This window comes from Sanguibacter sp. A247, from assembly GCF_052324925.1.
Taxonomy (GTDB): Bacteria; Actinomycetota; Actinomycetes; order Actinomycetales; family Cellulomonadaceae; genus Flavimobilis.
The window spans coordinates 463,204-486,647 of record NZ_JBQPRE010000001.1 but is presented as its reverse complement, the minus strand read 5'-3'; the positions used below and the strand labels follow the sequence as shown (position 1 = coordinate 486,647).

22 protein-coding genes are annotated in these 23,444 nt (G+C 71.3%); 6 read left to right on the top strand and 16 right to left on the bottom strand.

Translation table 11 applies throughout. The annotated features are described in order from the left end of the window. Window positions 1-20 precede the first annotated feature (20 nt). Together ACTVCO_RS02150 and ACTVCO_RS02145 are read left to right on the top strand one after the other, a co-directional pair. Window positions 21-1,196, top strand: a complete 1,176-nt coding sequence (locus tag ACTVCO_RS02150; protein ID WP_443726741.1) for a matrixin family metalloprotease — start codon at window positions 21-23, stop codon at window positions 1,194-1,196. Window positions 1,197-1,231: 35 nt separating this feature from the next. Then, window positions 1,232-2,533 (top strand): alpha/beta fold hydrolase, encoded by a 1,302-nt coding sequence (locus tag ACTVCO_RS02145; protein WP_443726740.1) that lies wholly within the window; start codon window positions 1,232-1,234, stop codon window positions 2,531-2,533. Window positions 2,534-2,743: 210 nt separating this feature from the next. Here the strand turns inward: ACTVCO_RS02145 and ACTVCO_RS02140 are convergent, their stop codons facing one another. The 6 genes from ACTVCO_RS02140 to ACTVCO_RS02115 all read right to left on the bottom strand — a co-directional run bounded on the left by ACTVCO_RS02140 (window position 2,744) and on the right by ACTVCO_RS02115 (window position 8,562). Further along, the gene (locus ACTVCO_RS02140; RefSeq protein ID WP_443726739.1) at window positions 2,744-4,045 is read right to left on the bottom strand and encodes a HipA domain-containing protein; all 1,302 of its coding nucleotides are present in this window, start codon (window positions 4,043-4,045) and stop codon (window positions 2,744-2,746) included. Next, window positions 4,042-4,578: a helix-turn-helix transcriptional regulator gene (locus ACTVCO_RS02135; RefSeq protein ID WP_443726738.1), complete on the bottom strand. Its 537-nt coding sequence runs from the start codon at window positions 4,576-4,578 to the stop codon at window positions 4,042-4,044. Before ACTVCO_RS02135 ends, ACTVCO_RS02140 begins: the two co-directional genes overlap by 4 nt. Before the next feature lie 198 nt (window positions 4,579-4,776). Then, window positions 4,777-4,974 (bottom strand): hypothetical protein, encoded by a 198-nt coding sequence (locus tag ACTVCO_RS02130; RefSeq protein WP_443726737.1) that lies wholly within the window; start codon window positions 4,972-4,974, stop codon window positions 4,777-4,779. A gap of 20 nt (window positions 4,975-4,994) precedes the next feature. Then, complete coding sequence (locus ACTVCO_RS02125) at window positions 4,995-6,263, bottom strand: MFS transporter (protein WP_443726736.1); 1,269 nt, start codon at window positions 6,261-6,263, stop codon at window positions 4,995-4,997. Window positions 6,264-6,304: 41 nt separating this feature from the next. Beyond that, window positions 6,305-7,018 carry a hypothetical protein gene (locus ACTVCO_RS02120; protein WP_443726735.1) on the bottom strand — a complete coding sequence of 238 codons (714 nt, stop codon included), beginning with the start codon at window positions 7,016-7,018 and terminating at the stop codon, window positions 6,305-6,307. A gap of 107 nt (window positions 7,019-7,125) precedes the next feature. Then, the gene (locus ACTVCO_RS02115) at window positions 7,126-8,562 is read right to left on the bottom strand and encodes a helix-turn-helix domain-containing protein (protein WP_443726734.1); all 1,437 of its coding nucleotides are present in this window, start codon (window positions 8,560-8,562) and stop codon (window positions 7,126-7,128) included. Between the two features lie 165 nt (window positions 8,563-8,727). Here ACTVCO_RS02115 and ACTVCO_RS02110 point away from each other — a divergent pair, with 165 nt between their 5' ends. After that, the gene (locus ACTVCO_RS02110; protein WP_443726733.1) at window positions 8,728-10,629 is read left to right on the top strand and encodes a phosphoenolpyruvate carboxykinase (GTP); all 1,902 of its coding nucleotides are present in this window, start codon (window positions 8,728-8,730) and stop codon (window positions 10,627-10,629) included. A gap of 3 nt (window positions 10,630-10,632) precedes the next feature. On the opposite strand, the gene ACTVCO_RS02105 is transcribed toward ACTVCO_RS02110, so the two are convergent. Together ACTVCO_RS02105 and trpS are read right to left on the bottom strand one after the other, a co-directional pair. Beyond that, window positions 10,633-11,997: a hypothetical protein gene (locus tag ACTVCO_RS02105; protein ID WP_443726732.1), complete on the bottom strand. Its 1,365-nt coding sequence runs from the start codon at window positions 11,995-11,997 to the stop codon at window positions 10,633-10,635. A 78-nt stretch (window positions 11,998-12,075) separates the two neighbouring features. Further along, window positions 12,076-13,137: a tryptophan--tRNA ligase gene (trpS, locus tag ACTVCO_RS02100; RefSeq protein ID WP_443726731.1), complete on the bottom strand. Its 1,062-nt coding sequence runs from the start codon at window positions 13,135-13,137 to the stop codon at window positions 12,076-12,078. Between the two features lie 221 nt (window positions 13,138-13,358). Between trpS and ACTVCO_RS02095 the strand changes: the two genes are divergently transcribed. Next, window positions 13,359-15,236, top strand: coding sequence for a bifunctional 3'-5' exonuclease/DNA polymerase (locus ACTVCO_RS02095; protein WP_443726730.1), 1,878 nt, complete (start codon window positions 13,359-13,361; stop codon window positions 15,234-15,236). 9 nt (window positions 15,237-15,245) lie between these two features. On the opposite strand, the gene ACTVCO_RS02090 is transcribed toward ACTVCO_RS02095, so the two are convergent. From ACTVCO_RS02090 to ACTVCO_RS02075, 4 genes are all read right to left on the bottom strand, one after another. Next, complete coding sequence (locus tag ACTVCO_RS02090; protein ID WP_443726729.1) at window positions 15,246-15,578, bottom strand: cupin domain-containing protein; 333 nt, start codon at window positions 15,576-15,578, stop codon at window positions 15,246-15,248. A gap of 41 nt (window positions 15,579-15,619) precedes the next feature. Continuing rightward, complete coding sequence (locus ACTVCO_RS02085) at window positions 15,620-16,300, bottom strand: NAD(P)H-dependent oxidoreductase (RefSeq protein ID WP_443726728.1); 681 nt, start codon at window positions 16,298-16,300, stop codon at window positions 15,620-15,622. After that, complete coding sequence (locus ACTVCO_RS02080; RefSeq protein ID WP_443726727.1) at window positions 16,300-16,827, bottom strand: MarR family winged helix-turn-helix transcriptional regulator; 528 nt, start codon at window positions 16,825-16,827, stop codon at window positions 16,300-16,302. The genes ACTVCO_RS02085 and ACTVCO_RS02080 overlap by 1 nt, the downstream gene beginning before the upstream one ends. Window positions 16,828-16,903: 76 nt before the next feature. Continuing rightward, window positions 16,904-17,980, bottom strand: a complete 1,077-nt coding sequence (locus ACTVCO_RS02075; RefSeq protein ID WP_443726726.1) for an aldo/keto reductase — start codon at window positions 17,978-17,980, stop codon at window positions 16,904-16,906. Window positions 17,981-18,027: 47 nt separating this feature from the next. On the opposite strand from ACTVCO_RS02075, the gene ACTVCO_RS02070 reads away from it, so the two are divergent. Beyond that, window positions 18,028-18,492 (top strand): tRNA (cytidine(34)-2'-O)-methyltransferase, encoded by a 465-nt coding sequence (locus ACTVCO_RS02070; protein ID WP_443726725.1) that lies wholly within the window; start codon window positions 18,028-18,030, stop codon window positions 18,490-18,492. Further along, the gene (locus tag ACTVCO_RS02065; RefSeq protein ID WP_443726724.1) at window positions 18,489-19,112 is read left to right on the top strand and encodes a histidine phosphatase family protein; all 624 of its coding nucleotides are present in this window, start codon (window positions 18,489-18,491) and stop codon (window positions 19,110-19,112) included. The genes ACTVCO_RS02070 and ACTVCO_RS02065 overlap by 4 nt, the downstream gene beginning before the upstream one ends. Here ACTVCO_RS02065 and ACTVCO_RS02060 read toward each other — a convergent pair. The 4 genes from ACTVCO_RS02060 to eda form a co-directional block, all read right to left on the bottom strand. After that, window positions 19,062-20,240, bottom strand: a complete 1,179-nt coding sequence (locus tag ACTVCO_RS02060) for a VanZ family protein (RefSeq protein WP_443726723.1) — start codon at window positions 20,238-20,240, stop codon at window positions 19,062-19,064. The two genes, ACTVCO_RS02065 and ACTVCO_RS02060, sit on opposite strands and share 51 nt — an antisense overlap. A 135-nt stretch (window positions 20,241-20,375) precedes the next feature. Next, complete coding sequence (locus ACTVCO_RS02055) at window positions 20,376-21,158, bottom strand: SDR family NAD(P)-dependent oxidoreductase (RefSeq protein ID WP_443726722.1); 783 nt, start codon at window positions 21,156-21,158, stop codon at window positions 20,376-20,378. A 329-nt stretch (window positions 21,159-21,487) separates the two neighbouring features. Then, window positions 21,488-22,612: a sugar kinase gene (locus ACTVCO_RS02050; RefSeq protein WP_443726721.1), complete on the bottom strand. Its 1,125-nt coding sequence runs from the start codon at window positions 22,610-22,612 to the stop codon at window positions 21,488-21,490. 47 nt (window positions 22,613-22,659) lie between these two features. Next, window positions 22,660-23,301, bottom strand: a complete 642-nt coding sequence (gene eda, locus ACTVCO_RS02045; RefSeq protein ID WP_443726720.1) for a bifunctional 4-hydroxy-2-oxoglutarate aldolase/2-dehydro-3-deoxy-phosphogluconate aldolase — start codon at window positions 23,299-23,301, stop codon at window positions 22,660-22,662. Window positions 23,302-23,444: the final 143 nt, after the last annotated feature.

Sequence of the window (23,444 nt, the reverse complement as noted above, 5' to 3'; positions counted from 1 at the left end):
CGTGCGGCACCATGGATGCTGTGACGACGCACGACGAGAACCCAGGGGATGCCTGGCCCCGCGGCCGCCATGCGGCGGATCCGTCGCGCCAGGCCGGCGCGGGGCCGTCGTCGCCGCCCACGTCCCCCTACGGCCCTCCCGTGCCCGCGGACGCCGGCGCTCCCGCCGCCGCGCCCGGAGCCCCCGCCGCCGTGCCGGACGCTCCCACGTCATGGTCGCCTCAGACCTCCCCTGCCACGCCGCAGTTGTCCGACGAGGCCTATGCGCGCGCCTTCGCCGAGTTCGAGCGGGCCGCGACCTCGTGGGACGTGCCCGGCCAGCACCGTCGACACCCGAGGTCCCGGCAGCCCCTGTCTCCCACGCAGTACGGTGACCCGCGCGGTTGGTCCGCACCCGCTCCGCAGCCGCGACGGCGCGGGGGGTGGCTCGTCCTCCTGCTCGTCGTCATCCTCACCGTCGTCGTCCTCGACCGAGGGGTCGGTGCCGAGCGCCTCTCACCGACGCTCGACGTCCCGCGGGCGCAATGGCTCGGCGACCCACGCGCGGTGGGCGGGGACATGCCCCGGCCGGGCATCGACGAGCAGGCCGAGCGCATCCTGCCCCCGGTCCCGGCCGCGCGGAGCGGCCCCTATGCCACGCTGTCCGACGCGGCGACGTGGTCCCCCTGCCGCGCGATCCGCATCGTCATCGACCCGACTGACGCCCCGGTCGGCTTCGAGGCCTGGCTCGGTCAGGTGCTTGCCGAGGCGTCGTCACTCTCCGGCCTGTCGATCCTCCTCGAGGGCACGACCGACGAGCGCGTGAGCTTTGACCGCGAGCCGTACCAGCCGGGCCGCTACGGGGACCGCTGGGCGCCTGCGATCATCGGGTGGGCGAGCGACGCGGAGATCCCCGAGCTCGCCGGCAACGTCGCGGGTCTCGGCGGCGCGCAACAGCTGACGCGCGGGAACCAGACCGGCTATGTCACAGGAGGCGTCGCGCTCGACGTCGAACTGCTGCGCATCCCACGCCAGCAGGGTGAGCCCGCGTACGTGGGCGTGCTCCGCCATGAGGTCGGGCACCTGCTCGGGCTCGGGCACGTCGACGAGCCGGACGCCCTCATGTACGGCAGCGTGAGCAGCGTCTCGACGTGGGGGCCCGGCGAGATCGAGGGCCTCGCCGCGCTCGGCGCGGGGCGGTGCACGCCGCACCTGTGACGGCTGATCCCGGCATCCGGTGGGACGATGTTCTCGTGAGCACCCTCCACCGCCTGCCCGGAATCCGCGTGACCGACCACGTCGTCACGGTCCCCCTCGTCCACGGCGATCCCGCGGACCCCCGCACGATCCAGGTGCTCGCGCGCGAGGTCGTCACGGCGACGCGCGCGGGCGACGACCTGCCGCTCCTCCTGTTCCTCCAGGGCGGCCCGGGCGGCCGTTCACCGAGACCGCTCAGCGCCGAGGGCTGGGTCGGGACCGCGCTCGAGCGCTTCCGTGTCGTCCTCCTCGACCAGCGCGGTACGGGGCGCTCGACCCCGGTGACGGCGGCGACGATGGCGGCGCTCGCAGCGAGTGCGCCCGACGCCGCGGCCGCCCAGGCCGAGTACCTGTCGCACTTCCGCGCGGACGCGATCGTCGCCGACGCGGAGGCGGTGCGCGCGCAGGTCTTCGGCGGTCGGACGTGGACGACGCTCGGTCAGTCGTACGGCGGCTTCCTCACGCTCACCTACCTCTCGCAGCACCCGGAGGCGCTCGACGCGTGCCTCGTCACAGGTGGTCTCGCAAGCCTGTCCCCGGACGCGACGGCGCTCTACACGAACACGTGGGCGCGCACGCGTGGCAAGAACGCTGCCCTCCGTGCGCGTCACCCCGAGGACGTCGCGCTGCTCGCGCGGGTCGCGGACGTGCTCGACGCGGGGGCGACGACGCTCCCGAACGGCGACGTCGTCTCGACGCGACGCCTGCAGTCGCTCGGCATGGACCTCGGCATGAAGCAGGGTGCGGATCGCCTCCACTGGCTGCTCGACGACGCGTTCCTGCCCGACGGCTCCGCGGACGCGCACGAGCGGCTCTCCGACACGTTCCTCGCGGGGCTCGAGGCGGCGACCGGCTTCCGCACGAACCCCCTGTACGCGGTGCTGCACGAGTCGATCTACGCGAGCGGCGACGACGTGCGGCCGTGGGCAGCGCACGCGACGATGCCGGACGACTTCGCGCCCGACGCGCGCCCGCTGCAGCTGACGGGCGAGATGATCCTCCCGTGGATGTTCGAGGAGATGAGCGAGCTGCGACCGTTCCGAGCAGCGACCGAGGCTCTGCACTCCCAGTCGCAGTGGCCGTCGCTCTATGACGTCGACCGGCTCGCGTCGAACGAGGTTCCCGTCGTCGCCGCCGTCTATCACGACGACATGTTCGTGCCCGCGGACCTCTCGCTCGCCACCGCGGCCACGGTCGGGAACGTGCGCACGTGGGTGACCAACGAGCACGAGCACGACGGCCTGCGCGTCGGCGGGACGCTCACGCACCTGCTCGACCTCCTCGACGAGGGCCTCTAGTTGGACCCGGCCAGGACGTTGGCAGCAGCTGGGACCCTGTCAGGAACACAGTCAACGGCGACAGTGAGCCACCTTGGAATGGGCGGACTGGTTCAACAATCGGCGTCTTCACAGCGAGCTCGGTGACGTCCCACCGGCCGAGCGTGAGGCGGAGCTCTATCGGCAGCAGATGGTCGCTACGCTCGTGACGACCAGAGAACCGAGCTTCCACTAAACCCGGGGCGGTTCACTGCTTAGGGTCTCGCGGATCTGGTCGCACCATGCGGTCAGCACTGTGGCTGACTCGAGCACGACCGGGGTGAGCAGCGGCTCGGCAAGCGTTGCCATCTCAGCGGCCCAAGCAGCCGGGATCATCCTCGTCATGGCTTCGATCAGGTCCATGATTGTTCGTCGGTCGACCCCGACGTCGCGGGCCAGGGCGCGCCAATGGATAGGCATGACGTCGCCGAAGTACCTGTTGCCGTCGATCTTCATCGGTAGCCCGCATGCCGCGACCGAGGCGGTGTACGGCGCGTAGGAGGTGAGGTCGTAGAGCGGCGCGAGCCGGCCCTCGGGCCCCACGAAGACGGAGTAGTTCTTGGCGTGCGCGTCGGTCCCCCCGATCACCCAGTTGAACACCAAAGCCTGGAGGAGAGAGTTCTTCGAGGCGTCCGCCAGAGTCTTCAAAGGCAGCCTGTCCAATGCTCCGAGGGTTCCCGAGATGCCCGGGCCGCCGTAGGACTCGTACTTCCGCAGTGACGGGAGGCCCAGCATCTGGCAGATGTCCTCAGTGTGTACCCGGCCGACGCCGCCGGGGCCGATCTCGCGGTCGAATCTCTCCACCACGAGCGCGCGCTGATCCTCGAACGGCAGGAGGTATACCTCGGCCACGACAGGTTCCAGCTCAGCGATCCCCGGGGACACAGCGCGCGCGACCCGCATCGTGAGGTACTCCACGACGTCGGAAGACTCCACCTTGGGGATGCCGGTCTTGAAGATATGAGTTGAGGGGTGGACGCCGGTTGGCTCGACCCATCCGTCCTGGGTGAGAGCGAGGGCGAACTTCGACTGTGCACCGCCGAGTGAAAACTGCCCTGGGTTGGAGCTGTCGGTCCAGCCGCTGGGTCGCTCGCGCAGGTCTTTGATCCGCTGTGCGATCGCCGCCTCTCCGATGGGCGACAGGGCGCCCCTGTCCACGGGATCGGTGCCGCGCGGAAAAAAGGTGGCCGCGCCTGCACAGTCTGCCCCCACGAACCAGAGCAGATCGAAGGGGTCGGTCGACCTGGCGCCGTATATCCGGGCCCACTCGCGGGTCACCTCCCCGTTGTCGGGCATGAGGTTGTCGAGGAACGCCGCTACCTCCGGGCCCGAGTGCCGGCGGGTGGTCATCGGCAGGGAGTAGGACAGCGGCCAGTCGGGGCAGCTTTCAACGTAGTCGCGCTCGTAGTCCAGGACCAGCCCCCGTGAACTCCGGGAGATGACCGCGGCGTGATACCCGCGCAGGTAGACGTCGAGCTGACGCAAGGCCGTCATCGGCCCTCTTCGTCGGTGTCGGAGGGAGACTCGATGCCCTCGGTCCCGGCTGCGGGACGGCGCTCGATCTGGGCAAGACGAATCGCCTGATCAGCAATGATCCCGGCGAGTGGAGACTCCGGAGGGATGGCCCCACCAAAGCGGCTACCTCCGAGCCCAAAAGTCGACAGGGTGGCCATTCTCGAGGCGTCTCTGACGGGTTGGAGCGCGTCCGCGAGGATCGCCTGGCTAATGGTGAGCGGGGGCGGGGTCTTGACGATTGGCGACTCCGAGGCCCACCGGGCCAGTGCGCCCATGGAGGAGGGCAGGGGGCGCTCACGAGTCTGCTCTGGTCCGACATCGACCCGCAGTTCGAGGGCCCGCAGTGCGCCGAGCACGAGTTCCAGGCGGACATTGGGGGCGCCGGATTCAAACTGAGCCACCCACTGACGGCTCGTGCCGATCTTCTCGGCAAGGTCGGACTGTGTCATGCCCTTGTCGAGACGTGCCTGGCGCGCGAGTGCTCCGAGGTCGGCAGCAGTACTGATACGCATGAAAGCCTCCATGTCAGAGATCGCTGCCATCGTATCGGATGTCAACGCTCTCGAACATTGCATGTTCGAGAGCGTTGACACGACGGTGAGTGTCAGCGAAGTGCAACATCAGCACACAGCCGACTCTGGGGCAGAGGTCGAAGCAAGAAGCCCCGCACCCTTGAGGGGGACTGCTGCACGGTGAGGTGACAGTCAGGTTCAGGCCGCTAGTGCGGCCTGAGCGGTCATGGTGGTCTCGAACTCGATCAGGGTCAACCGCCCCATCGATCCGACGAGCCTGTGACGGGCCAGGACCCGCAGAACCTTGCGGCTGCGGAACTGACTGCCACGGTCGGAGCCCGCGATGCATCCGGGCACGTTCCCGCGCATCGCCACCGCGTTCTTGATCGCGCACATGTAGAGATTGCCCTCAGCTGTCATGTGCTCGGCGAGCTGGTCGGCAAGTCGGTGCCCGGGGGCGTGTCGACCGTCGACGTTGCCTGCGCTGAGACGTTCCGGGGCCACGTCGCCGCCGCAACCACGAGGCCGGCCGCCGAGACGGCCGCGAGGGCGAACGCCGCACCGTCGATGCTCACCGTGCCGAGCCACCCCGCGAGCGGGTACGTGAGCAGCCAGCACGCGTGCGAGAGCGAGAACTGCGCAGCGAAGACATCCGGCAGGCGCTCGGGCGGCGCGTGCCTGCGCACCAGGCGCCCGACGGGCGTCTCGGTCGCCGACCAGCCCGCGCCGACGACGAACCACGCGAGCGCGATGCCGACGAGCGCGACCATGCCGTCGGCGAGGAGAACGAGCGGCACGGCCGCTCCCGCGAGCACGACGAGCGTCGCGCCCCCCAGCATCGTCGCCCGCTCCCCCCACGCCCGGACGACGGGACCCAGGACGAGTGCAAGAAGGATCGAGCCCGCGCCCTGCGCACCGAGGATCAGCGGGACGAGCTCCTCACCGAAACCCAGGACCGTGCGCACGACGACGACCGTCTGCACGATGACGAACGCGCCGACACCTGCAACGGCCAGGTTGAGGGCGAGCACGGGACGCAGCGCCGACGTGCGGACCATGACCTCGGCGCCGCGCGTCGCGCGACGCAGCAGCGGGGCCTCGTCGGGCACGTCGACCCGCGCGGGGATGACCGTGCGCACGACGATGACGGCGGAGACCGCAAAGCCCACTGCGGTTCCGAGGAAGAGGTCGCCGGGCCGCACGACGAGCAGGAGCGCTGCTGCCAGGACGGGCGAGAAGATCGACTCGAGGTCGTAGGCGAGGCGCGAGAGCGACAGTGCTGCCGTGAAGTCGTCCTCGTCGTCGAGGACGTCGGGCACGACCGACTGGAACGTCGGCGTGAACGTCGCCGACGCGACCTGCAGCACCGCGACGAGCACGTACACCTGCCAGGCGGCGTCTACCCACGGCAGGCAGAGGGCGGCGCCGAGCCGGACGACGTCGGCCGCGACGAGAACCGTGCGCCGCGGCAGGTGCGCGAGCGCTGCCGTCGCCACCGGCGCGACAAGAACGTACGCGACCATCTTCACCGCGAGCGCGGTCCCGAGGACACCACCGGCTCGCCCCGGATCGAGGTCGTAGGCGACGAGCGCGAGCGCGACGGTCGCCAGGCCCGTGCCCGCGAGGGCAACGATCTGGGCGATGAAGAGGCGGCGGTAGACCGAGTTGACGAGGGCGCGGCGCACGAGGGATATCGTCGCACCCCGCGCCCGCACCCGGGGTCAGGTCAGCGGGTCTCCGGGCGGGCGGATTCCCGGGCACGACGGGGCAGAGGCGTGGGACGTGCGGGGCGTCGGGCCTGGGTGAGCGCGAGGGTGAGGCCGGCGATGACGACGACGAGCCCCCCGACGATGCCCGTCATCCCCAGGTTCGCTGTGAGCGACCCGGCCACCTCGACGTCGGCGCGCAGGTGCGCCACCCCGTTCACACTCGTGAGCGCGGGCTCGAGAACGCGGGTGCTGATCGTCGGCATGACGTCCGTGCGCAATGCAGCCGCGATGACCGACGCGACCAGCTGGCCGACGCCGACGCAGACGGTCGGCCGCCAGGCCGCGGCTCGCAATGATCCGCTCGGAGCACGCCCCGCGGCGAGGCGCACGAACATGACGCACGCGAGGACGAGGAGCGAAGGCAGCCACAGCGCGTCGAGCACGTACGCGGCGGTGAGGCGCGCACTCTCACCCTCCGTGAGCCCGATCCACGGCACCTCGACCTCGTTGAGCGCCCCATCAACGGCTGCGAACCAGCCGCTCACGGGAAGTCGGAGAGTCGCGCCGCCCTGCTCGTAGCGATGCGCGCCGAAGAGCGCCCGTCCGCCGAGCACGACGAGGCCACCCAGGCCTGTGAGCAGGGCACCGACGCCCGCGAGCACGCGGACGTTCCGGGTCGCGGCGCGTGAGGACGGCGCAGTGTCAGGGGTGCGGCGCGCGGTCTCGGTCATCGCTCGACCGTAGGACGCGACCGCGTCCAGGGCATCCACCTCCCGACTGATCTTCGGAGTGTCCGTCCGAGCTGTCCGCGCTGACCGGGCAGGTGGGGGCAGCCGCGTCAGACGGTGGTGCCTGGGGCGTGGCGATCGAGGAACCGGTAGACCTCGCCGTCGTCGACGCCCGGGAAGCGGCCCGTGGGAAGCGCGGCGAGCACGTGCTGGTGCATCTTCGCGCTCGGCCACGCGGAGTCCGCCCACCGGCCCTCGAGCTCGGCCGCGGGACGCTGGCAGCATGCGGCGTCCGGGCAGGTCGACGTCATGCGCCGCGACGTCTCCCGGCCCCTGAACCAGCGCACGTCCGCAAACGGCACGCCCACCGAGATCGAGAACTCCCCGTTCTCTGCGGTTCCCGTCTGGGTCGAGCACCAATAGGTGCCGCCCGGCTTGTCCGTGTACTGGTAGTACTCGCTCGCGCGGTCACGCGACGCGAACGCCTGCCGCGCCGCCCAGTTGCGGCACACCGTCTGGCCTTCGATCGCTCCCGTCACATCCATCGGGAACTGCACACCGTCGTTCTCATACCCGCGCAGCAGCGTGCCCTCGCCCGTGACGCGCACGTAGTGGAGGTGGATGCCGAGGTCGACGGTCGCGAGGTTCGTGAACCGCTGCGCGGCCGCGTCGTGCGAGACGCCGAACGCGTCACGGAAGTCGGACACCGCGAGCTCGCGCTCTTTCTTGCGCTCCCGCAGCCACGGAACCGCGACGGAGCGCGGCATGAGGCACGCGGACGCGAAGTAGTTGATGTCGCGTCGCTGCCGCAGGAAGTCCGCGTAGGACTCGGGACGGCGGTGCTCGAGCACGCGGTGCGCGAGCGCTTGCAGCGCGAGCGACCGCAGACCGTGCCCACCCGGGATCGATGCGGGCGGCAGGTAGATCCGGCCCGTCGCCAGATCTGTCACGGTGCGCGTCGAGCGCGGCAGCTCCTCGGAGTGGAGGATCTCGAACCCGCAGAGCTCGGCCGCGCGCGCGACCGTGCGGTGCGTGAGCGGCCCGCCGACGTAGCCCGCCCGGCGCACGAGGTCCTCGGCCGCGGCCTCGATGTCGGGGAGGTGGTTGTCGCGTTCGCGCATCGCGACGCGCAGCGCGAGGTTCGCTGTGCGCGCCGCCTCAGGAGTCGCGACAGCCTCGCGGTCGCGCCGGGACAGCTCGCGGTGGAGTCCGACGAGGCTCTCGAGGACGGGCATCGGGAGCTTCTGCGACGACCTCACCTCGGGCAGCCCGAGCCGTCCGTACGTGGGACCGCGCTGCGCGCGATCGAGCTCGATCTCGAGCGCTGCACGGGCCGACGGCGGTTCTTCGACGAGCAGGTCGGTCACCGTGACCCCGAAGGCTCCCGCGAGAGCGTTGAGCGCGGAGATGCGCGGCTCGCGCTTGCCGTTCTCGATCTGGGAGAGCTGGGAGGGGGCGAGGCCCGTCGCGTTCGCGACGTCGTCGAGCGTGAGTTCCGCGGCGGTGCGGAAGTGACGGATCCGCCGTCCCAGCGTGAGGAGGTCCATCGCTTCACCATAGTGAAAGATTCGGCGATCTTTCTAGGGTTCGGGCGGTGAAACCTCGTCGGTCCGGGGTGAGGGTGGGAATGGCGACGGAACCTCCGCCCGCCCGGCACAGCCGACACGTAGCCCCGCGCAACCGCGGACGAGCCCGACGACGAGGACAGGCCGATGAGTATCACGACCCCCGCACCCACGCTGCCCACGACAGTGACGCGCGACGGCGACCAGGTCTCCGCCCGCGCCTGGGTCTCGGCCGTCGCCGACCTTCTCGAGCCCGACGAGATCGTGTGGTGCGACGGCTCGTCCGACGAGCGCACCCGCCTCAACGAGCTCATGGTTGCGTCCGGGACGCTCATCCCTCTCAGTCCCGAGCTGCGCCCAGGGTCGTTCCTCGCTCGGTCGGACCCGTCGGACGTCGCACGCGTCGAGGCCCGCACGTTCATCTGCTCCGCAGAGGAGGGCGACGCGGGTCCGAGCAACAACTGGCGTGAGCCCACCGAGATGCGCCGCGAGCTCCGCTCGGTCATGGCCGGCGCGATGCGGGGCCGGACGATGTACGTCGTCCCGTTCTCGATGGGCCCCCTCGGCGGCCCGATCTCGCAGGTCGGCATCGAGATCACCGACTCGCCCTACGTCGTCGTCTCGATGCACGTCATGACCCGCGTCTCACGTGAGGTCCTGCGTGTCATCGACCGCGGCGCGCCCTACGTGCCGGCAGTTCACACGGTCGGCGCGCCGCTCGCCCCGGGCGAGGCCGACGTGCCGTGGCCGTGCAGCACGACGAAGTACATCACGCACTTTCCGGAGACCCGCGAGATCTGGTCGTACGGCTCGGGCTACGGCGGCAATGCGCTGCTCGGCAAGAAGTGCTTCGCGCTGCGGATCGCGTCCGCCATGGGCCGCGACGAGGGCTGGCTCGCCGAGCACATGCTCCTCCTCCGAGCGACGAGTCCCCAGGGCCGCGACTACCACCTGGCTGCCGCGTTCCCCTCGGCCTGCGGCAAGACGAATCTCGCGATGCTCGAGCCGACGGTGCCCGGCTGGAGCATCGAGACGATCGGCGACGACATCGCATGGCTGCGACCGGGGCCCGACGGCCGGCTGCGCGCGATCAACCCCGAGGCCGGCTTCTTCGGCGTCGCGCCCGGAACGGGCTGGGGGACGAACCCGACGGCCATGCGCACGATCGCACGCGACACGATCTTCACGAACGTCGCCCTCACGGACGACGGCGACGTGTGGTGGGAAGGCATGACGGACGCGCCGCCAGCGCACCTCATCGACTGGCAGGGGAACGACTGGACGCCCGCGAGCGACCAGAGCGCAGCCCACCCCAACGCGCGCTTCACGGTTGCGGCGGCACAGTGCCCGACGATCGCCCCCGACTGGGAAGACCCGGACGGCGTCCCGGTCGACGCGATCATCTTCGGCGGACGCCGCGCAACCAACGTGCCGCTCGTCACCGAGGCGTACTCGTGGGAGCACGGCGTTCTCATGGGCGCGACCGTGTCGTCCGAGCAGACCGCCGCCGCCGAGGGCACGGTCGGCGCCCTGCGACGCGACCCCTTCGCGATGCTTCCGTTCTGCGGCCTCAACATGGCCGACCACTGGCGGCATTGGCTCGACGTCGGCGCGGGCCTCGACCCCGCGCACCGCCCGCTCGTCTTTCAGGTCAACTGGTTCCGCAAGGACTCGGCCGGCCGGTTCCTCTGGCCGGGCTTCGGCGAGAACTCCCGCGTCCTCGACTGGCTCCTGCGCCGCACCGACCTGCGCGCGCGGCCCGAAGGAGCGTCTGCGGAGCGTCCGGCCGTGGACGACGACGACCGTCCGTGGGGCGGCCCCGTGCCGGGGGCACGCGACACCGCCGTCGGGAGGGTTCCCGCGCCGGGGGCGCTCGACGTCACGGGGCTCGACATCACCGAGGGAGCGCTCGCCGAGCTGTTCCGCGTCGACGCAGAGGCGTGGGCACGTGAGGCGGACCTCACGGAAGAGTTCTTCGCGACGTTCGGTGCACGGCTTCCGCACGCGCTGCGCGACCAGCTCGACGACCTGCGCGAGCGGCTGCGCTGAGCCTCACCCCTTGGGCAGCCTCACCACCACACCGTCGCTCCCCAGCGACCAGTCCCCTTCACTGCCGACCCACGCGAGAAGCGAGCCGTCTGTGACGAGCCTCGACGCGTGCTTGTCGAGCACGTACCGAGTGAGTTCACCGGTCTCGGGGTCGAAGGTGTGGAGGTCGGCGACCGGCCCCTCCTCACCTCCTGAGATCCACGACGTCGGCACGGCTTCGCTCCAGACGAAGAGCCCGTCGACGACGACCACATGGGGCTGGTGGTCGACGTAGTAGGCGGTGTGCGTGTCGACGTCGACGAGCCACGTGCGGAACTTGTCCGCGTCGCTCCACACGCCGATCGCGAGCCACGTGCCATGGGCGGCGAAGACCCGCGCATCGGCGCTCACGGTCAGCAGGGCCGTGACCTCGCCCTTCTCGAGCCGGGAGAACGTGGTGGTGAGGGACGAGCCCGGGTCGCCCGCGCCCGGCACGGACGACGCGTTCGGCTCCACCTCTCGGAAGATGAGCGGGCACGTGGTGAGTGCGCACCCCACCGAGACCATGTCGCCTTCCGCCGTGACGGGGAGACCCGCGTGGCGCTCGTTGCCGTCCCAGTCGATGAAGTCGCCACCCCAGGTGAGGAACCCGTCGTCGAAGTAACGGACGGCGGTGCCGACCTCCATGTCGAGCGCGTGACCGCGGGTGCGCCCCGGCGCGGCGCGGTACGCGTGCGAGTCGAGGTTGTCACCCGGGCCGGTCGTGAACCAGATGACCGCACCGTTGGGGGTCGTCGTGGCCGCGTAGGTCCGTTCCCGCTCGCGTCCGGACGTGAGGACGCGGCTGCCACCCGGCCCGTCGACCCTGACGAGCGAGGGCTCGAGCTGCTCCAACGGATCAAGATCAGGGTCGCTCGGGTCCTCGAGGTCGCTCGAGGTCACGTGCGAGCTCTCGTCGAGGACGACGGTTCCGTCGGGCTCGACGTCGAGGATGATGAGCTGACGGTCCTGCGAGGACGAGAACTCGTGCACGACCTCAAGGTCGCTCCCGTCGCGACGCTCGGCGGTGCCCGGGTCGATGCGGGTCGGTTCGACCTCGGTCCCGTCCATCCACCGCAGGACGACGCCTGCGTTCGTGCCGCCGCCCGGCGTGCCGCCACCGGGAGTGACGACATCGAGGGGGTCCGTGCCCGCGTCGCTGGGCGCGGTCGACGACGGGACATCCGTCGGCGGCACGGTCGACGGCACGGTCGACGGCGAGGCGACGGACTGAGGAGATGCGGTGGGTGCGGGCGCCCTCGGTCCCGCGGGCGTGCACGCCACCAGACCTGTCATGCCGAGGGCGACGACGACCGCGGTCGTCCGACCCCTGCGTCCCCCGACCTGCATCGTGCCTCCCCTGGCCTGCGATAGCCGCCAGAGCGACCGTAGCGGACCTCGGGCCTCACCGTCGACGACTAGCGGGCGTCAGTAGGCGGTCCCCATGAGGCGTCGGACGTCGGCCAGGGTGGCGTCCGCGAGCTCGTTCGCTCGCGCGTTGCCGCGGCGTAGGACGTCGAAGACGTCGTCGCCTGCGGCAGCGGCGGCCGCGCGACGCTCGCGCAGCGGGCGCAGATAGTCGACGAGCGCGTCGGTGAGCTCGCGTTTGAGCGCGCCTGCGCCACCACCGCCGATGCGCTCGGCGGCTGCGCCCGCGGCCTCTCCCGTCGTGAGCGCGAGCAGGTCGAGCAGGTTCGCCACCTCGGGGCGCCCCTCGGGGTCGTACGTGATGTGGCGCTCGGCATCGGTCTTGGCGCGCTTGACCCAGCGCGCGGTCTCGTCCTCGCTCGCCGAGAGCATGAGGGCGTTGCCGCGTGACTTGCTCATCTTCGTGCCGTCTGTTCCGAGCACGGTCGGCGTCGGTGCGAGCAGTGCCGCGGGCTCGGGGAAGTACGGGGCGTCGGGCGAGTAGCGCTGGTTGAAGCGCCGGGCGACGACGCGCGTCATCTCGAGGTGCGGGAGCTGGTCCTGCCCGACGGGCACGACGTTGCCCTTGCAGAAGAGGATGTCGGCCGCTTGGTGGACGGGGTAGGTGAGCATGAGGCCGCTCATCGCGCGCCCACCCGTCGCCGCCGTCTCGGCCTTGACGGTCGGGTTGCGTTCGAGCTCGGCGACGGAGACGAGCGAGAGGAAGGGCAGGAGGAGCTGGTTGAGCGCGGGGACCGCGGAGTGCGTGAAGATCGTCGTCCGCTCGACGTCGATCCCGACGGCGATGTAGTCGAGGAGGATCTCGCGGATGGTCGCGCGCAGGTCGCCGATGTCATCGCGGTCGGTGATCACCTGGTAGTCGGCGAGGATGAGCATGAGCTCGACCCCTGCCTCTTGCAGCCGGACGCGGTTCGTCAGGGTCCCAACGTAGTGGCCGAGGTGCAGGGGGCCGGTGGGGCGTTCGCCCGTGAGGACGCGGAACCGTGAGGGGTCCTCGGCGATCTGCTGCTCGAGGTGCGCGCTGCGGGCGCGTGCGGCGTCGAGGGTCGTGGGCTCGGGCACGGAGTCTCTCCAGGGGAGCAGGAGCGTCCCGTCGCCTCGGTCGTCGACCGAGCCGCACGGGGCAGCTCGGTGGACACGCAAGGTCACGGCTGCGGGCGCAGCCACCACCATGCGTGCGAGGTCATGCCTTCAGGGTACGCCCCGGCTGCGGGGTGCCCGACGGCTGCCTGGCCCGACCGGTGCGCCGCTCAATGTCAGAGGTTCGTCGGACAATGGGCAGCATGTACGTCGTCGTCGTCCCGGGGCCTGAGGGCCGGACCGCACTCACCACCGTGAGCGCGGACGGACCGCCCCGCATCCTGCGGACGGTCGACAACGATGCGCTTCCCGCGAGCGTCGTCGAGCTAGAACGCACGCTCCACCCCAGGTGGACGTGGGCGGACACGGAGCACGCGTACCCGCCGCTGCTCGCGGCGGGCGTGCGCGTCGACCGCTGCCACGACCTCCGACTGAGCCGGGCGATCCTGCGCCACAGCCTGTGGACGGCGGGGTCGGTCCTCGCACGCGAGCAGGCCGGTCCGTGGGACGAGCCGCGTAGCCCCGCTCCTGCGCCGACGCAGGCGGCCACCGCCGAGCCGCTGTTCGACCTCGGCAGCCCTCGCACGGCGCTCGATCCCGTCGTCGAGCTCCGCTCACAGCTGGCCGCGTTGCGCTCGGCGGGCCGCAATGCCGCACGGCTCGGGACGTTGCTCGCGGCAGAGTCCGCGGGCGCTCTCGTCGCCGCAGAGATGCACGCTGCAGGCCTGCCGTGGCGCGCCGACGTCCACGACCAGATCCTCGCGCGCGAGCTCGGTGCGCGCGTGCCCGACGGCTACCGGCCGGCTCTCATGGAGGCCAAGGCGATCGAGGTGCGCGAGGCCCTGGGCGTCGGGCCTGTCAACCCCGACTCTCCCGTCGACCTCCTCGCAGCCCTGCGCCGGGCGGGCCTTCCGGTGCGCTCGACCTCGAAGTGGGAGCTGCGGGACGTCGAGCACCCCGTCGTCGCGCCGCTGCTCGAGTACAAATCGATGGCGCGCCTGTTCACGGCCAACGGCTGGGCGTGGCTCGACACGTGGGTACGGGGCGGGCGCTTCAGGCCCGTGTACGTCGTCGGCGGGGTTGTCACCGGCCGCTGGGCATCTGACGGGGGTGGCGCGCTCCAGCTGCCGCACGTCGTCCGTGACGCGGTCCAGGCCGACGACGGCTGGCGGCTCGTCGTCGCCGATGCCGCCCAGCTCGAGCCGCGCGTGCTCGCCGCCATGAGCGGCGACCACGCCATGGCGCAGGCGGGGCGCGCAGCCGACATGTACGAGGGCATCGTCGCCTCGGGAGCAGTGCCCGACCGTTCGCACGCGAAGTTCGGGATGCTCGGCGCGATGTACGGGGGGACGCAGGGCGTCTCCGGCCAGGTGCTGCCTCAGCTACGGCGAGCATTTCCGGACGCGATCGGCCTCGTCGAACGCGCGGCCGAGGCCGGTGAGCGGGGCGAGCAGGTGATGACGTGGCTCGGCCGGACCTCCCCGCTGCCGACGCCTGCCGCTACTCCGCTCGGAGGGGCGTGGGGACGTCCCACGGTCGCGGGTGGCCCCGTGGACGGAACCGCTGCACGCGGCCCCGGGGCGGGTAGCCCAGGCGCGGGCCCGGTGGGTGCGAACGCTGATGGCGAGGGCGGTGGCGAGGGGCCGTCGGAGGGCAGCGCTGAGGCACGGACGGCCGAGCGTGCCGAGCGCTCGTCCGCCTCGGCCGAGGTCACGCGCGCTCGCGCGTGGGGACGGTTCACCCGGAACTTCGTCGTGCAGGGCACCGCCGCCGAGTGGGCGATGTGCTGGATGGCGGTGCTTCGGCAACGACTTCACGCGCTCGCGCTTGCCGAAGCGACGGATGCGGCGGACCCCAGCGCGGGCGTGCCCGGCGCAACGGCCGGCCCGCACCTGGTGTTCTTCCTGCACGACGAGGTCGTCGTGCACACACCCGAGCACCTCGCGGACGAGGTTGCGCGGATCGTCGAGGAGTCAGCGATCGAGGCGGGCCGCATTCTCTTTGGCCCCGCGGGCGCGGACGGCGTCGAGTTCCGGCTCACGACCGCCGTCGTCACGAGCTACGCGGCGGCCGCCCACTGACGCCCGGCGTCAGGCCAGCTTGGCGACCGTGAGCACGAACGCAGTGTCTTCAAGGGCCTCAACAGCGTGACGCGCCTGCGGCACGACGAGGAGCGACCCCTCGGTTCCCTCCCACGACACGTCACCCGCCCGCAGCACGAGCCGCCCCGAGAGCACGAAGACGGTCGCCTCCCCCGGGTTGTCGTGGTCGGCGAGGACTGCACCAGCGCGCAGCGCGACGACCGTCTGCCGCAACACATGTTCGTGACCGCCGACAACGGTGCGCGCAGCGCGACCGGCAGAGGCGACGCGAGCGTCGACGATGAGCTCACGGGCAAGTGCGACGAGCGAATGCTTCTCCATAGCTCCCACTGTCGCACGAACTCGCGGGTCGCACGACGGAGTCAGGCGGGTCGCACGCTGGGTGGACCAGCATGATCGGCGCTCGTCACGTCCGGAGCGGCCGCGGACCGGCCGCTGCCGAGACGCACATCGCGACGGCCACGCTGCTCGATGCGCGCGAGCCACGCGGACCGGCGCTCGGGCGTCGACGTCTTGACGACCGTGAGCCGGTCGACGCCCACGGTGCGCACTCCCGTGTACCAGAACGTCGCGCGCGTCAGCTGGACGACCGCGGAGTCGCGGTACACGAGCTGGTTCCACCACCGCGGGGAGTCCATCGTCATGACGACGCGCGCGGTCCGCCCCCGCAGCAGCTTGCCGGGCAGGCCCGTCCCAGCGGTCGCACGGAACGCGCTCCCGGAGAGGACGACGCGGTCGAGCCACGCCTTGAGGACGGCCGGCTGCCCGCCCCACCACTGCGGGAAGAGCACGACGATGTGCTCGGCGGCGAGCAGCTCGGCGACGAGCTCGGCGACGACGGGCTCGAGGTGGTCGGTCGCGCCGCCGGGCGCGCGGAGCAGCGCGCGCGACGGCGGATCGTGCGGCAGACGCGTCGCGGCCAGGTCCCGCACGACGACGTCGTCCTCCCCTGCCTCGCGCAGACCTGCGACGTAGGCGTCCGCGAGCGCGTGGGTGAACGAGCCGGGGACGGGGTTGCCGACGACGACGAGGGTGCGGGGCATCAGGGCTCCCGGCGTGTCGTGGCTGAGCCGGGCGCGGGTGTGTCGCCGTCGGTGGGTGGCATGAGCGCGGCAAGCGCGTCGGTGAGCACCGTGTGGAGCGCGTCGAGGTCGAGGCGACCCGCGAGCTCGACGGCGAGCCACGTCTCGAGCAGGGTGGTCGCGGTGTCGACGAGGGCCGCGCCTTGTGCGGTGAGGCCGACTCGGATGCGTCGGGCGTGGTGGGGGTCTCCCGAGGTGCGGACGAGGCCCTGTGAGACGAGCGCGGGCACGCGCTTGGAGACGGCAGCACGGGTGACGCCGAGGCATTCGGCGAGGGTCGTGAGGTCGGCCACCCAGGCGTCGGCCGGGTCGCCGTCGGGGCTCACGGGTTGCTGCGCGTCGGCAAGGACGGCGAGGAATGTCACGGTCGCGAGGTCGTAGGGCGTGTGGGCGCGCACGAGCGCCGCGGAGGCTGCGTCGACGACGCCGACGAGCCTGTGGAGCGCGACGACGGCGCGACCGGACGTGGTCTGGGCGAGGGTGCTCACGCCCTGACGATGCCCCGCGCCGCGCCCTGTTGTCAACTGGTTGACAACAGGGCGCGGCCTCCGCGGTCGTCCGTCGCTAGAACGCTCCGTGCTCCGCGAGCGGCTCGATCGCCGCGAGTTCGTCAGCCGTCAGCGCAGGAGCCGCAAGCGCCCCGACGTTGTCCTCAAGCTGCGCCACCGAGCTCGCACCGATGATCGCCGACGTCACGCGCGCATCGCGCAAGACCCACGCGAGCGCGAGCTGCGCAAGCGACTGCCCACGCGCCTCAGCGATCTCCGCGAGCGCACGTGCGCGCCGCAGGTAGTCCTCCGAGATGCGCTCGGCGCGAAGGAAGTGCCCGACGGCCGCACGCGAGCCCTGCGGCACGCCGTCAAGGTAGCGGCCCGTGAGCAGCCCCTGGTGCAGCGGCGAGAACACGACGACGCCCATACCCAGCTCGTCGACGACGTCGAGGAGCGAACGCCCGACGGGCGCGGGCGCAAACAGCGCCCCGGCCGCGTCGGCGTCCTGCGTCGAGCCCGCATCAGGCAGCTCGACGTGGCGGTTGACCATCGAGTAGCTCGGCTGGTGGACGAGCAGCGGCGTGCCCATCTCGGCGAGCACGCGATGGGCCTCGAGCGTCTGCGCGGGCGTGTAGTTCGACACGCCCACGTACGTCGCGCGGCCCGACGTCACGGCAGTGTGGAGCGCGCCCATCGTCTCGGCGATGGGAACCGAGGGGTCAGGACGGTGGGAGTAGAAGATATCGACGTGGTCGAGGCCCATGCGCTCGAGCGAACGGTCGAGGCTCCCCAGGAGGTACTTGCGCGAGCCGCCGTCGCCGTAGGGACCGGGCCACATGTCGTAGCCCGCCTTCGTCGTGATGACGAGCTCGTCGCGGTAGGGCGCGAGGTCCTTGGCCATGAGGCGGCCGAAGTTCTCCTCGGCCGAGCCGTAGGGCGGGCCGTAGTTGTTGGCGAGGTCGAAGTGCGTGATGCCAAGGTCGAAGGCGCGGCGCACGACGGCGCGCTGCTCGTCGAAGGGCTTGGTGTCACCGAAGTTGTGCCAGAGCCCGAGGGAGAGCGCGGGCAGGTCGAGGCCTGAGCGGCCGCAGCGGCGGTAGGTGGCGGTCTCGTATCGGGCAGGGTCAGCGGTCCAGGACGTCGTCGTCATAGGTCCGACGATATCCGTCGGGCGCCGCCGTCGTGGGACCATGGGGTGTGCCCGTCATCGCCTTCTTCGAGCCCCGCATCCCCCAGAACACTGGCAACGCGATCCGTCTCGCGGCCGTGACCGGCGCCCCCCTACACCTCATCGAGCCCCTGGGCTTCGATTTGTCCGAGCCCAAGCTGCGCCGCGCCGGCCTCGACTATCACGACCTCGCGCTCGTCACGGTCCACTCGGACCTCGAGACTGCGATGGCGGCGTGGGGCGATGCCCGGGTCCTGCCGTTCACGACCCACGCAACCGCCCGCTACACGGACGTCACCTATCGCGACGACGACGTCCTGCTCTTCGGCCCCGAGCCGACCGGCCTGCCGCCCGAGGTCCTGGCGCACCCGCGCGTGGGCGAGCACCTGCGCATCCCCATGCTTCCGCAGCGTCGCTCGCTCAACATCACGAGCTCGGCGTCGATCGCCATCTACGAGGCCTGGCGCCAGCTCGGCTTCCCCGGAGGAGAATGATGACGACGCTTCTGCTCGTGCGCCACGGCCAGACCGTGTGGCACGAAGGACCCCGCTACGCGGGTTCCTCAGACATCGAGCTCACCGATCTCGGCCACGCCCAGGCCCAGCAGCTTGCGGCATGGGCGCCGTCGGCGAACCTTGACGCGATCGTGTCCTCCCAGCTGCGGCGGGCCGTCCAGACGGCGCAGCCAGCAGCCGACGCATGCGGGCTCACGCTCCGCACGGATGCGCGCCTTGCGGAGGTCGACTTTGGCACCGCGGAGGGACTCACTCGCCCGCAGGTGGCCGAGACCATGGCCGACGCCCTCGCGGCGCATCTCGCCGCACCCATGGACCACGCTCTGCCCGGGGGCGAGCGTGGTCTCGAGGTCGTCGCGCGCGCGGCCGCCGCGTTCCGCGGCGTGTGCGCCGAGTTCCCCGACGGGCGCGTGCTCGTCGTCGGACATTCGATGACGACGCGACTCGTCCTGTGCGTACTGCTGGGAATCGACCCCAGCACAGTGCGCACGGTCATGCCCTACCTCGGCAATGGGACCGTGACGACGGTCGACCTCGCGGGCGACGGCTCAACGGCCCTCCGTGGCTACAACGTGCCGATCGGCGACCTCCCGAGCTGAGGCGACGGAGAGCGCGCGCACATCGACATATGTGACACGGGCAACTTCCCCTGACAGCCCTCGTCTGTCGGCGCTCACGAGCACAGCAAGAGCGGAGACGACCGCAAGGAGCGAGGCGATCGCACCGAGGGGCGCAGAGACGATGACGTCGGGCAGCCGCGGATCGTCGGGCAGTGCCTGCAGCACGACGCACAGGCCCCACAGCCCACCCGGCATGAGCGCACGCACAGCCCGACGCCCGAACGAGGGCCGCGCGCCGTCCCGCACCGGCGCGAGCCACAGCGCTCGTTGCCCGAGCGACGCGCCCGAGCAGAGCACCGGCAGCACGAAGACGATGACGAACGGCAGCCCGGAGCCAACGAGCCACTCGCCCCACGTGGCGGCGCCAACCTCACGCTCCGTCACCGCGAGCCCGACACGCCACGCCAGCGAACCGAACGCGCCAAGGACGGTGAAGAAGAAGGCATCGAGCAGCATCGAACCCCACCGTCGCCCCACGCGCACGGGTCGCGCCAGTCCGCGCTCGCGCACGAGATCACGGGACTGGGGCATCCAGTGCAAGAGCAGCGGGGCGACGGCTGCGCCGAGGAAGGCGCCGAGGGTATTGGTCAGCAGGTCATCGACGTCACCGACGCGGTAGGAGCAGCCGACGAGCCCGAAGATGCCCGTGCACTGCGTCGCCTCGATCGCGGCCGAGACCGCGAGACCTGAGAGTGTCGCGGTGACGACACCCCGGCCGAGGAAGCGGCGCCACAGCACGCCCCACGGGATGAACAGCACGACGTTGAGGACCACCTGCAGCACGGTCGGGTGCAGGAGCATCGCCCGACGGCCCAGGCCCGCGGTGTCGCGGCGGATGTCCTCGACGAACTGGAAGAGGTGGGTCTGCGCGCCCGCAACACCGTACTCCGCGCACCACGTGACAAGGTCGCCCGACGGGATCGGCAGAAGCGTGTATGCGGCGAGGCTCACGCCGTAGACCGCGACGGCTGCCGCACCGAGGCCGCGGCGCATGCTCAGGCGGCCGTAGCGGCGCGATTGCCACACGATGAGCGGAACGAGCAGCGCGATGAAGAGCAGAGTGCCGAACAGCACCCCGACGTACGCCGGCCAGGTCCATGCTCCCACCACCCCGTCCAACCAGCCCGCGCCGATTCTCGGTCCCACGTCGCACCGCGAGAACGCGTGCTCCACCTCGACATGGGTGGTCAGACGCGCGAGGCCGGGTCAGGCACGCGTTCTCGCACGAGGTGCAGAGGAGATCTAGAACCACGCGCCGCCATTGACGTGCGTGAGGGTGCCCGTGACGAACGACGCCGCGGGTGACGCGAGCCAGCGAACGGCCGCCGCGACGTCGTCGGGGTAGCCCGCGCGACCGAGCGGGATGCCGTCGACCGTCGCGGCGCGCTTCTCCGGTGATGAGAACGTCTCATGGAACGGGGTGTCGGTGATGTAGCCGGGCGCGATGAGGTTGACGGTCGTTCCGTGCGGCGCGAGCTCGCGCGCCAGGCCGCGCGTGAGCCCCTCGAGCGCGGTCTTCGACGCGGCGTATGCCGCCGACCCGGCCGAGCCGCCCGTCTCCCCCGCGATCGAGCCGAGCATGATGACTCGGCCGTGAGCGGGCATCGACGCGATGACCTCACGCGTCACCAAGAACGCGGAGGTGACGTTGACGTCCATGACCGTGCGCCAGTGTTCAAGGCTCATCTCGGCCACGGTCACGCGCCCGACGAGCCCGCCCGCGTTGTTGACGAGCGTGTCGATGGGGCCGCCGAGCGCGTCCGAGGCTTGTGCGATGACGTCGCGCACCGCGGCTTCGTCGGTTGCGTCGAGCGCGAAGGCTCCCGACCGCCGCCCGAGCGCACGGATCTCATCGGCAACGGCCGCGCCGTCGTGGGTGCGGAACGTCACGGCGACGTCCGCGCCCGCGCGGGCGAGCGCCAGCGCGACCGTCCGACCGATGCCCGTTCCGCCGCCGGTGACGAGCGCGCGTCGTCCGTCGAGCTCGAATGAGAGGTGACCATCGGACCCAGGCGTCGTTGTCATGCCCTCACGCTAGTCCGACGCCCGCGGTCGCGTATCCCCGGCGGGCTCACGCGTTCCCGCATTCGACGAGGTAAACGCGCCCATTCGTCGGGAAAGACGACGGCGCCCCCGCGCGTACTCGGGGGCGCCGCCGTGGGCCGACGGTCTCGGGTCCGTCGGCCACAGGGAAGGCCGTGTCAGCGGCCGACGTTCCGACCTCGCCGTGACCACCCCGGCGAGGTCGTGCCCACCCGGGCGCAAGCCCGGAGCGAGCGGGTGCCCTGCCGCGGGGACGAGCCGGGCAGGACGTGTGGCACGCCGCCCCGGGAGCGAGCCGGGGCGGCGGTGTCTCAGCGGTCGACGCGAGCCGAGCCGCCACCTGCGAGCTTGAGGATCTCGGCCTTGGTGACCATCGTCGTGTCGCCCGGCGTCGTCATGGCGAGGGCGCCGTGCGCCGCGCCGTACTCGACCGCGGTCTGCAGCGGCTGGCCGTCGAGCATGCCGTAGATGAGGCCTGACGCGAACGAGTCGCCGCCGCCGACGCGGTCGAAGATCTCGAGGTGCTCGCGCATGGTCGCGTGGACGATGCCCGTCTCGCGCGACCAGGCGAGTGCGCCCCAGTCGTTGTCGGACGCCGAGTGGACGGTGCGCAGCGTGTTGCCGACGACCTTGAAGTTCGGGAACGCGGCCGCCGCGGTCTCGACCATCTTCGCGAAGGAGTCGACCTCGATCTCGGAGATGTGCTCGTCGACGCCCTCGATCTCGAAGCCGAGCGAGGCCGTGAAGTCCTCCTCGTTGCCGATCATCACGTCGATGTACTGGGCGATCTCGCGGTTGACCTCGCGCGCCTTGTCGATGCCGCCGATGGACTTCCACAGCGACGGGCGGTAGTTGAGGTCGTAGGAGACGACGGTGCCGTGCTTCTTCGCGGCCGTGACCGCGGCGATGACGGTCTGTGCCGACGTCTCGGAGAGGGCTGCGAAGATGCCGCCCGTGTGGAGCCAGCGCACGCCGAGCGTGCCGAAGAGGTGGTCCCAGTCGACGTCGTCGGGTCCGAGCTGGCTCGCGGCCGTGAGGCCGCGGTCCGAGACGCCGACGGCGCCGCGGACGCCGAAGCCACGCTCGGTGAAGTTCAGGCCGTTGCGGACGGTGCGGCCGATGCCGTCGTAGTCGCGCCACTGGATGTGCTGGGTGTCGACGCCACCCTGGAGGAGGAGGTCCTCGACGAGCCGGCCGACCTCGTTGTCCGCGAGCGCGGTGACGACCGCGGTGCGCAGGCCGAAGGCGCGGCGCAGGCCACGGGTGACGTTGTACTCGCCGCCGCCCTCCCACGCTGCGAACTGGCGGGTCGTACGGATGCGCCCGGCGCCGGGGTCGAGGCGGAGCATGACCTCGCCGAGCGAGACCGCGTCGTAGCGGCACTCAGTTGCGGGGCGGAGGTTCAACGCGGCGATCTCGGGGGGAAGCGTGGACATCGGTGTCACTCTTTCGTCGGTCGGCAATGAAGGGCGGGTGCGGGCGCTCAGGCGGCCGCGAGGGCGACGGCGTCAGCCGTGAGGCGTGCGATCTCGTCGAACTGGCCGGCGCGGACGAGGTCGGCGGGGACCATCCACGAGCCACCGACGGCGGCGACTGCCGGGATCGAGAGGAAGTCGGCGAGGTTCTTAGGGCCGATCCCACCCGTGGGGACGAAGCGCACGCCGCCGAAGGGTGCGGCGAGTGCCTTGATCGCGGGGGCGCCGCCCGAGGTCCCGGCGGGGAAGAACTTCACGGTTGTGAGGCCGAGCTCGAGTGCAGCCTGGATCTCGGTGGCGGTGACGGCGCCGGGCAGGGCGAGGATGCCGTGCTCCTGGCAGCGCTCGACGACGGCGCGTGAGAGGCCGGGGCTCACGACGTAGGAGGCGCCGGCGGCGACCGCGGTGTCGACCTGGGCGGGGGTGAGGACGGTTCCTGCCCCGAGGACGATGTCGCCGCGGTCGGCCATCGCACGGATGGAGTCGGCTGCGGCCGCGGTGCGGAAGGTGACCTCGGCGACGGGCAGGCCGCCTGCGACGAGGGCTGCGGCGAGCGGGTCGGCGTGCGCTGCGTCGTCGAGGACGACGACGGGCACGAGGCGGCCGGCGCTCAGGGTGTCGAGAACCTGCTGGGGCGTGGGGGAGGTCATGTCCCGTCCTTCCGGCAACGGCTTCGTTGCCATTTCGCTCTCCGAAACGGAGGTGTCGCTGAACGAAACAAGAGTGACATGGAACGACCCCGGGAGGCAAGCCCTCCCGGGGTCGTCCGCGTCACTCTTGCGCGCTCAGCCGC